This is a genomic window from Klebsiella sp. HC6 (genome assembly GCF_022605325.1).
In the GTDB taxonomy this organism is placed as follows: Bacteria; Pseudomonadota; Gammaproteobacteria; order Enterobacterales; family Enterobacteriaceae; genus Klebsiella; species Klebsiella terrigena.
In genome coordinates this window covers 1,673,604-1,684,935 of sequence record NZ_CP093276.1, presented here as the reverse complement: position 1 = coordinate 1,684,935, position 11,332 = coordinate 1,673,604, and the positions used below count along the sequence as shown (strand labels likewise).

Genomic DNA, 11,332 nt, shown 5'->3' with positions numbered 1-11,332 from the left:
GGAAAGCAAAATTTACGACTTTGGGGTGTGTACTCCGGGCTGAACATTCTTTAGTGTAAACGTATACACAAGCTGTTTTATCTGCGGAGGAAGTATGGTTTACCAGGCAAATGCGACGCGATATGAGACAATGGAGTTCCGCCGATGCGGCCAGAGCGGGCTAAAGCTGCCGGCAGTTTCTCTCGGCCTTTGGCATAACTTTGGTGACGAAACGCGAGTAGAAACCAGCCGCCAGCTGCTGCGTCACGCCTTCGATCTCGGCATTACGCACTTCGATCTGGCCAACAACTACGGGCCGCCGCCGGGTTCCGCTGAGAGCAATTTCGGCCGCATCCTGCGGGAGGATTTTTTACCTTATCGCGATGAGCTGATTATCTCCAGCAAGGCCGGTTACACCATGTGGGACGGGCCTTACGGCGACTGGGGGTCGCGCAAGTATCTGATTGCCAGCCTCGATCAGAGCCTGAAACGGATGGGGCTGGAATACGTCGATATCTTCTATCATCACCGCCCCGATCCCGAGACTCCGCTGCTGGAAACCATGCGCGCGCTGGACCATATCGTGCGTCAGGGTAAAGCGCTTTACGTCGGGCTATCCAACTACCCCCTCGCCCAGGCGACGGAAGCGGTTAGCATTCTCAACGATCTCGGCACGCCGTGCATTATTCATCAGCCAAAATACTCCATGTTAGAGCGCTGGGTTGAAGACGGGCTGCTGGATTTCCTGCAGGCCGAGGGGGTCGGAAGCATTGCGTTTTCACCGCTGGCCGGCGGCCAGCTGACCGACCGCTATTTACACGGTATCCCGGCAGATTCCCGGGCCGCCAGCGGCAGCCGCTTCCTGCAGGCGGATCAGCTGACGGCAGAAAAACTGGAGAAAGTCCGTCAGCTGGACGCCCTGGCGCAGGCGCGCGGACAGAAGCTATCGCAGATGGCGCTGGCCTGGGTGCTTCGCGGGGAAAAAGTGACCTCGGTGCTGATCGGGGCCAGCAAAACGGCCCAGCTTGACGATGCCGTCGGGATGCTCGCCAACCGCCACTTCAGCCCTGATGAGTGCGCGAAAATAGACGTGATTCTGGCGGCGTAAACAAAAAGTTACTTTAGCAAAAAAGTCACTTTAGCAAAAAGTGCTCTTATCCGCGATTTAGGAGTTCATCCAATGCTGCGGGGCTTCACCGCCTCGTAATATCACGTTCACAAGCCGCAAGGCTCGATCGTGAAGGAGAAGAGTATGTTCAGGTCACTGATACTGGCTGCCGTGCTGCTGGCCTCAGCGCCATTAGTTGCTAACGCCGGGGAAATCACCCTGCTGCCATCTGTAAAATTACAAATAGGCGATCGCGACAATTACGGTAATTACTGGGACGGTGGCGGCTGGCGCGACCGTGATTACTGGCGTCGTAACTACGAATGGCGCGACAACCGCTGGCGGCATCATGACAACGGCCGTCACCGCGGCTGGGATAAGCGCAAAGCTTATGAACGCGGCTACCGTGAGGGCTGGAACGATCGCGACGACCGTCGCGGCGGCTGGGGGCGTGGACCGGGAGGTCGCGGACACGGTCACGGCCATCACTGAATGTCCTGCAATCAGTTTAATCAAACGGGGGAGCCTTGCAGCTCCCCCGTTTGATTACCCGCTTATAATCCCAGCACCGTTCCCACCAGCAGCCAGCCGTTCAGCGCAACCACAATCGCCACGATGACCCAGCCGGTTCGCTTAATCCATGCCGTATTCACCAGATCGCCCATCAGCTTCGGATTACTGGTAAAAATCAGCAGCGGCACCAGCGCCAGCGCAATACCAAAGCTCAGTAGCACCTGGCTCATCACTAAGATACGGGTCGGATCGAGCCCCATCATGATGACGATAAACGACGGCAGCATGGTAATCGCCCGGCGAAACCACAGCGGGATATGAAAGCGAATAAACCCCTGCATCACCACCTGGCCCGCCAGGGTCCCTACCACCGTCGACGACAGCCCGGCAGCCACCAGGCTGAGGCCGAATATGGTTGCCGCGGCGTGGCTCAGCAGCGGCTCCAGCGTCAGGTAGGCGGCATCAAGATCGGCGACGCCGGTATGACCGTTAAAGTGAAACGCGGCGGCAGCGGTGGCCATCATCGCCAGGTTAACAAAGCCGGCGATGGTCATGGCAATCGCTACATCCCAGCGGGTGGCGTTATAGCGCTCTTTGCGCGTGCCGTCATGCAGGTTCTGGGTCAGCGACGAGTGTAGATAGATGACGTGAGGCATAATGGTGGCCCCCAGCACCCCGGCCGCCAGGAACACCGCTTCTCCGTTAGGCAGGCTCGGGATAATCATCCCTTTCGCCAACGGCGCCAGCGCCGGCTGGGAGAAAATCAGCTCCACGATATAGGCGCCGGCAACGAACAGCAGCAACCCGCCAATGACCTTCTCCAGCGGCTTTTGCCCGCGACGCTGTAGCATCAAAATCAAAAACGTGGCGATACCGGTCAGCACGGCGCCCTGCAGTAAAGAGACGCCAAGCAGCAGCTTAAAGCCGATCGCCGCGCCGATAAACTCGGCCAGGTCCGTCGCCATGGCGATAATTTCCGCCTGCACCCAATAGAACCACACTACCGGGCGCGGATAGTGGTCGCGGATCTGCTCCGCGAGATTTTTACCCGTCGCAATTCCCAGCTTTGCCGACAGCACCTGAATCAGCATCGCCATCAGGTTTGCCCACACCACCACCCACAGCAGCTGGTAGCCGAAGCTGGCGCCCGCCTGGATATTGGTCGCAAAGTTACCGGGATCGATATACCCGATGGCAGCAATAAAGGCAGGCCCCATCAAAGCGAGCTTCATCTTGCGCGCTGCGCGACCGCTGCTATTCTCAACGCGACTACTTGTCATTTTCTGCCTCAGAAATATAGCCTTTGCTATGTTTAATGCTACCAAAATGCGAATGATTATCAAGTTCATTTGTAACGGCGATAATTATTGCTTTGATAGGGGGGAACGATAGCGGCTAACAACGAAAAGGTGGCAGTGATGGAGCCCATCCCGCCTGGTCATCAGATTAGTACAACTAAGCAACTTTTAAAACCTTTACGCAACATAACAAAAATGTATGTTCGATCACTATTTTGGTGATTAGTCACAGTTCCTTGCAATAGTGTGGATTTGATCTCGTTTTCTTTGGGCTTGTTACATAGAATGTGCACAGAAATTTAACCTGCCTCATATTTGGAGCAAATATGGACCGCGTCCTGCACTTTATTCTCGCGATCGTCGTGGTGGCTATTTTGGCCCTTTTGGTCAGCCACAACCGTAAGCAGATTCGTATTCGTTATGTTATTCAATTGCTAGTCATTGAAGTCCTGCTGGCCTGGTTCTTCCTGAACTCCGATATCGGTCTGGGCTTCGTGAAAGGATTCTCCGAGATGTTCGAAAAACTTCTCGGCTTTGCTAATGAAGGGACCAACTTCGTCTTCGGCAATATGAACGATAAAGGCCTCGCCTTCTTCTTCCTCAAGGTTCTGTGCCCAATCGTCTTCATCTCTGCGCTGATCGGTATTTTGCAGCATATCCGCATCCTGCCTATCGTCATTCGCGCGATCGGTACCGTGCTGTCCAAAATCAACGGCATGGGTAAGCTGGAATCATTCAACGCCGTCAGCTCGCTGATTCTGGGCCAGTCGGAAAACTTTATCGCCTATAAAGATATCCTCGGCAAAATGTCGCGTAACCGCATGTACACCATGGCGGCTACCGCGATGTCCACCGTTTCCATGTCTATCGTCGGCGCGTACATGACCATGCTGCAGCCGAAGTACGTCGTTGCGGCGCTGGTTCTTAACATGTTCAGCACCTTTATCGTACTGTCGCTGATTAACCCTTACCGCGTTGATGAAAGCGAAGAAAATCTGCAGATGTCGAACCTGCATGAAGGTCAGAGCTTCTTTGAAATGCTGGGTGAGTACATCCTGGCAGGCTTTAAAGTGGCGATTATCGTTGCGGCGATGCTGATTGGTTTCATCGCGTTAATCTCTGCGCTGAACGCCCTGTTCGCGACCGTTACCGGCTGGTTCGGTTACAGCATCTCCTTCCAGGGTATCCTCGGCTACATCTTCTACCCGGTTGCATGGGTGATGGGCGTACCGGCAGGTGAAGCGCTGCAGGTCGGCAGTATCATGGCGACTAAACTGGTTTCAAACGAATTCGTTGCGATGATGGATCTGCAGAAAATTGCCAGCACGCTCTCTCCGCGTGCGGAAGGCATTATCTCCATCTTCCTGGTCTCCTTCGCCAACTTCTCCTCAATCGGGATTATTGCCGGGGCGATTAAAGGCCTGAACGAAGAGCAGGGTAACGTTGTTTCCCGCTTTGGCCTGAAGCTGGTTTACGGCTCAACCCTGGTGAGCGTGCTCTCAGCGTCTATCGCCGCGCTGGTACTGTAATTTCTTTAGGTTGTGCAAAAGCCGGGCTGGTCCCGGCTTTTTTACGCCTGTAATTCCTGAAGCGGCCGGGGCTTGCCGATCAGGTAGCCCTGCAAATAGTCGACGCCAAGCGCCAGCAGCCGCGCCCTCTGCTCTTCCGTTTCCACGTACTCCGCCACAACCGTCAGATTTTTCACCCTCGCCATCTCGATAATGGATTTAATAATGATCGCATCCAGAGGATCGGTCTCCACGTCGCGCACGAAGCAGCCGTCAATCTTCACGATATCCGCCTGGAGCCGCTTCAAGCGCTCATAGTTCGCATAGCCGGTACCGAAGTCATCGATAGCAATGGCGCAGCCAAAATCCCGCAGCTGCTGGATGTTGTGCAGGCTGGTTTGCTCATCGCAGAATGCCTGCTCTTCGGTAATTTCGATGGTGATCGCTTCGGCCTGGAGGTGGTAGCGCCTGAACAACGCAATAATCTGCGCCGCGCTATCGCGCTGCATCAGCGTGTAGGGCAGCAGATTAACGGAGAAGTGCTGGCCCGGATGACGATGCAGGGTGCTGAACAACGTTTCCAGTACCAGCATGTCGAAACGCTGGCTCAGGTTGAACTGCACGATGAGCGGAATAAAGCGGTCCGGCGTAATAACGGTTTCTCCGCACTGCATCCGCGTAAGCACTTCGTAATAGCCCTCCCCCGCTGCGTTCTGGATCGGCTGGGCATACAGCACGAGATCGCGTTTGCTGAGCGCCTGCTTCACCCGGGTCAGCATCAGCACCTGCTCGCTGGTTTGATCGGAAACCTGCCCCTGCGTCGCGTCCAGTGCCAGCACCCGCCGCGTCGCGCAGGCCTGCTCCGAAAGCCAGCTCAGCTGGCCCAGCATCGGGTGAAGCTCCGCCTCGACGCCATGGTGCCGGCCCCACGATGCGCCGAACTCCAGATCCAGCGTCTGGTTATTCCAGCTAAATTTATTGTGGTTAAGTATCGCCACGATGTGGCCTAGCCTCGCCTCAGGTTCCGGCCCACACAGCACCAGCAGCAGCTCGCTGCCGGGTAGCTGAAATATTTTATCCCCCGCCCCCAGCAGCGGCTGCACCTTACCGGCTACCTGCCGCTTGCAGTGCACGCGCATCATCATGCCGTAATGGCGGCTGAGGAAGTCCAGGTTATCAATTCGCAGGCTGCTGACGGCGACCTCAGGATTGCGGCGTAAATGGCACTCCAGCGCGCGCAGATTAGGCAATCCGGTCAGCGGGTCCTCCTGCGCCTGATCCCGCCATCTGAGCTTGATTCGCTCGTTCTGAGCGTAAATATCCAGCATATAAAACAAGCAGATGGTGAACGAGATGAGCACCGAGAGCACGAATGATAATGCGTACTCGGTTTTGACGCCCTGCAGGAAATTTTGATTATAGGCAACCAGCAAGAATGCTGAAACGGACCATGAAATACGGATCAGCGCATGACCCAGCCGGCTAATACCAATAAAATAAAGGATAAAAATAAGTGGCACTAAATAACCGGCGATAAAAACAGAATCATAAGGCGCGCAGAGCACTACCAATATTGCTGCGAGCGTCATAAACCAGTACAGCGTAAATACCCGACGCTCGCGCGTAAGCCACGGTTGACAATGATGAAGCCAGAATGTGCGGGCAAAACGCGGATTGATAATCATCCGCAACGGATAATAAAAGAAGGTCGTAAAAATTAACGCCGCGCAAATCAAACTCTGAATATCAATAATGGTATAAATTGCCGGCATACCTTTGAAATAACTCGATATAACCAGAGGGAAAGAAAAAAACGCCCCCGCCAGATACATGGTGACTTTCATTAATATGGGGGCAAAAAATCCGCCCCAAAAGATTCTGATGCCCATCCGCTTTGCGGTTAACCCACTGCGCCACGTCTTGCCGAGCAGCATGCGGACAACGGCGCACGACGCCAGCACCGAGAATAGCTGACAGAATAATAAAATTGCTGCCTGCGGTATCGTCAGAGGGATTACCCAGACGTTAGTGATAGCAAAAGCGATAATCAGCGGACCGACCGCATAGCGGCCAAATATAAAGATGACCGCGTACATCATACTTAGCGGTAGCCAGGCGAGGAAAATTTGGTTGCCGTCAATCAATGCCTGAGGTGAAATAAACCTGGCTAATGGAATCGTAATTAAACAAACGATCAGCGCGAGTAAAGATCTTCTGATATTAATGTTAAATTTGCCTATCATTATTGTTAATTAAAGGTCCCGCGCCGGAATTATATTTAATATATAAATACTATGTTGGTTAATTATGGCAGGCAAGGTAATAAGCCAGGGAAAATTCTTAAATTACACTTCATTCTACTGGCAGGAGATTTTCTGACGTAAGCACAAAGTGCTTTACATTAGCGGAGGAGAAAACAAAAAACCCCCGCCGTAGCGAGGGTTTCGAATTTGGTGGAGCTAAGCGGGATCGAACCGCTGACCTCTTGCATGCCATGCAAGCGCTCTCCCAGCTGAGCTATAGCCCCAACAGTACGTTTTACAACCAAACCTGATGGGAACAGGATTTGGTGGAGCTAAGCGGGATCGAACCGCTGACCTCTTGCATGCCATGCAAGCGCTCTCCCAGCTGAGCTATAGCCCCGTAACGTAAAACGTGTCGTGTTGACGGGCGGCATAATATGAATTCCTTCGTCAGGTGTCAACGGCAAAATCACCCCTCTGAATTTGATCGCTGAAAAAGCAGGCAAATAGCTGACATTGCGAAGCTTATCGCAGGGAGAAGTTAAACATGTCACTCTTTCATCTAAAAGGATGCTATAACATGAACAACTAATTCCCACATTTTTACTCAGGAAATAGTATGCTCAAGGAACGAATGACACCTGAAGAAATCGCCCATCTCACCGGCTTCAGCCGGCAGACAATCAATAAATGGGTACGCAAAGAAGGATGGCAAACATCCCCCCGGCCCGGCGTGCAGGGAGGCAAAGCCCGCCTCGTACACGTCAACGAGCAGGTGCGCGATTTTATTCGCAGCGCACAGCGCGTGGCTGAAACGCCGCCCTCCTACGCCACCGTAGAAAACGACCTTGAACCGCTGCTGCTTACGCTGAGCAAAGAGATGACCCCCGGCGAACAGAAAAAGCTGATGTCGCTTCTGCTGCGTGAAGGTATCACCGGTTTACTCCAGCGCCTGGACATTCGCGACCAGTAACATGATGATGAAATTAAAAGATAAGATGACCCCGGCAGAACTTGCGGAATGTCTCGGCCTTGCCAGACAAACGATCAACCGCTGGGTCAGAGAGCAAAAGTGGCGTACGGAGGCCATTCCCGGCGTCAAAGGTGGGCGCGCCCGTCTCATCGTTATCGACAGGCCGGTGCTCGATTTTCTGACGAATATTCCCGCGCTGCGGCACCTGATTGCCGATTATCAGCTGGCAGAACCGCCAGGCCACTACTTTATTAACGATGCCGGAGCTATCTGGCGACAAATTGCCGAGACGCTTCATCTCATGACGCCGGAAGAACAGCAGCATTTGCGGGACTTTCTTGCAAGGGAGGGTATCAGCGGATTTTTATCGCGCTTGGGAATTAGCGGCGAGCGGTCAAAAGAGTAAACAACGGCAGGAGTCCCTGCCGTTATGCGTAGCTTATGATGCTCAGGCCTGCTGGCTTTCGCGTTCAGCAATAAACGCCAGCGCTTTATTGATGCGTTCTACGCTGCGGGATTTACCAATCGCATGCACGGTCACGTCGAGGGCCGGAGATTGCCCGGCGCCGGTTACCGCAACGCGCAGCGGCATCCCAACTTTACCCATCCCAACTTCCAGCTCATCCGCCGTCGCCTGAATGGCGTGGTGAACGTTTTCAGCCGTCCAGTCGGTCACCGCAGCCAGCTTATCGCGTACGACTTCCAGCGGCTGACGCGCAACAGGGCGCAGGTGTTTTTTCGCCGCGTCGGCGTCAAACTCGGCAAACTCTTCATAGAAGTAACGGCAGCTCGCCGCCATCTCCTTCAGCGTTTTGCAACGCTCGCCGAGCAGCTTCACCAACTCAGCCAGCTGCGGGCCGTTACGGGTATCGATATTTTCCTGCTCGATATGCCACTGCAGATGCGTTGCCACATACTCCGGCGCCAGGGAGTTAATGTAGTGATGGTTCAGCCACTGCAGCTTTTCGGTGTTAAACGCGCTGGCGGATTTGCTGACCGCGCCGAGGGAGAAGAGCTTAATCATCTCTTCACGGGTGAAGATCTCCTGATCGCCGCTGGACCAGCCCAGGCGTACCAGGTAGTTCAGCAGCGCTTCAGGCAGGTAGCCATCGTCGCGGTACTGCATCACGCTCACCGCACCGTGGCGCTTAGAGAGCTTTTTACCGTCATCGCCGTTGATCATCGAAACGTGCGCATAGACCGGCACCGGCGCGTTCAATGCTTTAAGGATGTTGATCTGACGCGGGGTGTTGTTGATATGGTCTTCACCACGGATCACGTGCGTGATCGCCATATCCCAGTCATCCACGACAACGCAGAAGTTATAGGTCGGAGAACCGTCGGTACGGCGAATGATCAGATCGTCCAGCTCCTGGTTACTGAACTCAATCGGTCCGCGGATCTGATCGTCAAAAATAACGGAACCGTCCTGCGGGTTGGCAAAACGCACCACACACGGTTCGTTGTCCGCATGATGCTCGTGACCATGGCGGCAGCGACCGTCGTAGCGAGGTTTCTCGCCGTTTGCCATCTGCTCTTCGCGCAGCGCGTCGAGGCGCTCTTTAGAGCAGTAGCATTTATAGGCCGTGCCCGCTTCCAGCATTTCATCAATAACGGCGTTGTAGCGGTCAAAACGTTTAGTCTGGAAATACGGACCTTCGTCCCACTCCAGATTCAGCCAGTTCATCCCATCCATAATGGCTTCGATTGCTTCCGGCGTGGAGCGCTCGAGATCGGTGTCTTCAATACGCAGTACAAACTCACCGTTGTTGTTGCGGGCAAAAAGCCAGGAGTAGAGAGCAGTACGCGCGCCGCCAACGTGCAGATAGCCTGTCGGGCTGGGCGCGAAGCGAGTTTTGATTTTCATGAAATGGCCTTACGTTTAATAAAGATGCCGACAACCGGCAGAGTCCGTTGGTATTTATGGGTGAATATTCTAACACCGTAGGCTGATTCCTCAATGTAGTTCCCGTCTGAACGTCACGCTTTGCCATTTTTGTTTATAAATCATGCGCCGCGGATGCTTTCGCGATCGTTTTGTTTAATTTTACGACGAACAAACAAATTATTTAGAAAAGGCGTTGACTCATTTTCAACTCTCCCTATAATGCGACTCCACACAGCGGGGGTGATTAGCTCAGCTGGGAGAGCACCTCCCTTACAAGGAGGGGGTCGGCGGTTCGAACCCGTCATCACCCACCAACTACTTTACGTAGTCTCCGCCGTGTAGCAAGAAATTGAGAAGTGGGTGATTAGCTCAGCTGGGAGAGCACCTCCCTTACAAGGAGGGGGTCGGCGGTTCGATCCCGTCATCACCCACCACTTTCTCGCCAGCTGGATTTCTTGCAATAAAATGAAGTACCGAAGTGGGTGATTAGCTCAGCTGGGAGAGCACCTCCCTTACAAGGAGGGGGTCGGCGGTTCGATCCCGTCATCACCCACCACTTCGGGTCGTTAGCTCAGTTGGTAGAGCAGTTGACTTTTAATCAATTGGTCGCAGGTTCGAATCCTGCACGACCCACCATATTTAGAAAAAAGCGCCTTTTGGCGCTTTTTTCGTTTCTGCACACCGTGCTTAACCGTGCAGGATGAGAACCTGCAGCAGGTTCGACAAAATCGTCGGGAACGATTTTGCATCGCCACCTGTGGCGACCCGCAGGGCGAGTCTCAGGATGAGACGAGTGATATCCTGCACGACCCACCACTCATATCCTTCACACCCGCTTTTTCGTTTCTGAATACCACGCCCGCCTCCACGGACTCACGCCTCACCGCTGATACAGCGGATCGTCAGCTCTGCCCGCAGTCAGCATATTCCCCTCTTCACGCACCACCTCCCACAGCGCCTGGGCGGCGGTTGAGAGCGAGCGCTTCTTACGCTGCGCCAGCATCAGCTGACGCTCAACAACCGGGGTTAGCCGCTTGACCCGCAAATGGCTGCCCTGAGGCAGCGGTAGCGCCAGCGCCGGTAGGATGCTGATACCAATTCCTGACTCCACCATCGGAAACAGCGTCGCCGGATGCCCAATCTCCTGCACAATATTGGCATCAATGCCAAAGCGCGCCAGCGCGGCATCAATCAGCGGCCGGCTGCCGGAGGCATAGTCCTGCAATACCAGCCGCTGGTGCTGAAGATCCTGCCAGCTTACCGATGCCCTTTCGGCAAAAGGATGGTCCTCCCGGCATAAAAGCAAAAACGGTTCCGACAGGACCGTCTCACACTGCAAATCCGTCGCGGCGCCGGGATCGATAACAATGCCAAAATCTACCTCTCCCTGGCGAATGCTCTCCAGAACCCACTGCTGAGGGCGATCGTGGAGCACAAAATCAATCTCCGGGTAACGCTGATTGCTGTGAGCAATACACTGGGGGATGAGGTGAGCGGAAATCGTCTGGCTGGCGGCAACCCGCACGGTTCCCGTCAGCTGCTGGCCCACGCGTCCGGCGTCGCGCAGCGTACTGTTCAGCTCGTCCAGCAGCCGCTCAAGCCGACCCGCCAGCTGATGCCCCGCCTCCGTCAGCACCACCTCCCGGGTGGTTCTGTCGAGCAGCCGCACGCCGGTCTGATGCTCCAGCTCCTTGACGCTATGGCTCACCGCCGACTGGCTGAGCCCAATCATCTCCCCTGCCCGGCTAAAGCTTCTCGCCCTGGCGACGGTGACAAATACCTTTAACTGACGCAGCGAATAATTCATCTTTTTTATTCATGA

The 11,332-nt window shown here is 54.4% G+C and carries 9 protein-coding genes, 6 tRNA genes and 1 other RNA gene; 10 read left to right on the top strand and 6 right to left on the bottom strand.

Annotated features, from left to right (window positions below):
• Positions 1 to 94: 94 nt before the first annotated feature.
• Together mgrA and MMW58_RS08355 are read left to right on the top strand one after the other, a co-directional pair.
• A complete protein-coding gene (mgrA, locus tag MMW58_RS08360) occupies positions 95 to 1,087 on the top strand; it encodes an L-glyceraldehyde 3-phosphate reductase (RefSeq protein ID WP_159236790.1) in 993 nt (330 codons plus the stop codon).
• Between the two features lie 144 nt (positions 1,088 to 1,231).
• On the top strand, positions 1,232 to 1,579 hold the full coding sequence (locus MMW58_RS08355; protein ID WP_045856170.1) for a DUF2502 domain-containing protein: 348 nt from the start codon (positions 1,232 to 1,234) through the stop codon (positions 1,577 to 1,579).
• A 62-nt stretch (positions 1,580 to 1,641) separates the two neighbouring features.
• Here MMW58_RS08355 and MMW58_RS08350 read toward each other — a convergent pair whose 3' ends face one another.
• Entirely contained in the window at positions 1,642 to 2,880 is a 1,239-nt protein-coding gene (locus MMW58_RS08350) for an Nramp family divalent metal transporter (protein WP_045856173.1), read from the bottom strand.
• Positions 2,881 to 3,224: 344 nt separating this feature from the next.
• On the opposite strand from MMW58_RS08350, the gene MMW58_RS08345 reads away from it, so the two are divergent.
• The gene (locus tag MMW58_RS08345) at positions 3,225 to 4,427 is read left to right on the top strand and encodes a NupC/NupG family nucleoside CNT transporter (protein ID WP_041146639.1); all 1,203 of its coding nucleotides are present in this window, start codon (positions 3,225 to 3,227) and stop codon (positions 4,425 to 4,427) included.
• A gap of 41 nt (positions 4,428 to 4,468) precedes the next feature.
• Here MMW58_RS08345 and MMW58_RS08340 read toward each other — a convergent pair whose 3' ends face one another.
• The 3 genes from MMW58_RS08340 to MMW58_RS08330 form a co-directional block, all read right to left on the bottom strand.
• Positions 4,469 to 6,649, bottom strand: a complete 2,181-nt coding sequence (locus MMW58_RS08340) for a sensor domain-containing phosphodiesterase (RefSeq protein WP_241723106.1) — start codon at positions 6,647 to 6,649, stop codon at positions 4,469 to 4,471.
• A 208-nt stretch (positions 6,650 to 6,857) separates the two neighbouring features.
• A tRNA-Ala gene (locus tag MMW58_RS08335) sits at positions 6,858 to 6,933 on the bottom strand.
• 40 nt (positions 6,934 to 6,973) lie between these two features.
• Positions 6,974 to 7,049, bottom strand: a tRNA-Ala gene (locus tag MMW58_RS08330).
• Positions 7,050 to 7,268: 219 nt separating this feature from the next.
• On the opposite strand from MMW58_RS08330, the gene MMW58_RS08325 reads away from it, so the two are divergent.
• Together MMW58_RS08325 and MMW58_RS08320 are read left to right on the top strand one after the other, a co-directional pair.
• Positions 7,269 to 7,622: a YfeC-like transcriptional regulator gene (locus MMW58_RS08325; RefSeq protein ID WP_045856178.1), complete on the top strand. Its 354-nt coding sequence runs from the start codon at positions 7,269 to 7,271 to the stop codon at positions 7,620 to 7,622.
• 4 nt (positions 7,623 to 7,626) lie between these two features.
• Complete coding sequence (locus MMW58_RS08320; RefSeq protein ID WP_076947760.1) at positions 7,627 to 8,028, top strand: YfeC-like transcriptional regulator; 402 nt, start codon at positions 7,627 to 7,629, stop codon at positions 8,026 to 8,028.
• A 42-nt stretch (positions 8,029 to 8,070) separates the two neighbouring features.
• On the opposite strand, the gene gltX is transcribed toward MMW58_RS08320, so the two are convergent.
• Entirely contained in the window at positions 8,071 to 9,489 is a 1,419-nt protein-coding gene (gene gltX / locus MMW58_RS08315) for a glutamate--tRNA ligase (protein ID WP_241723105.1), read from the bottom strand.
• 259 nt (positions 9,490 to 9,748) lie between these two features.
• Between gltX and MMW58_RS08310 the strand changes: the two genes are divergently transcribed.
• The 5 genes from MMW58_RS08310 (at position 9,749) to MMW58_RS08290 (ending at position 10,326) form a co-directional block, all read left to right on the top strand.
• Positions 9,749 to 9,824: transfer RNA gene (locus tag MMW58_RS08310), tRNA-Val, on the top strand.
• 44 nt (positions 9,825 to 9,868) lie between these two features.
• Positions 9,869 to 9,944, top strand: a tRNA-Val gene (locus tag MMW58_RS08305).
• A gap of 46 nt (positions 9,945 to 9,990) precedes the next feature.
• Positions 9,991 to 10,066, top strand: a tRNA-Val gene (locus MMW58_RS08300).
• 4 nt (positions 10,067 to 10,070) lie between these two features.
• A tRNA-Lys gene (locus tag MMW58_RS08295) sits at positions 10,071 to 10,146 on the top strand.
• A 43-nt stretch (positions 10,147 to 10,189) separates the two neighbouring features.
• Positions 10,190 to 10,326, top strand: a non-coding RNA gene (locus MMW58_RS08290) — RtT sRNA.
• A 64-nt stretch (positions 10,327 to 10,390) separates the two neighbouring features.
• Here the strand turns inward: MMW58_RS08290 and MMW58_RS08285 are convergent.
• Positions 10,391 to 11,317 carry a LysR family transcriptional regulator gene (locus tag MMW58_RS08285; protein WP_241723104.1) on the bottom strand — a complete coding sequence of 309 codons (927 nt, stop codon included), beginning with the start codon at positions 11,315 to 11,317 and terminating at the stop codon, positions 10,391 to 10,393.
• Between the last annotated feature and the right edge of the window lie 15 nt (positions 11,318 to 11,332).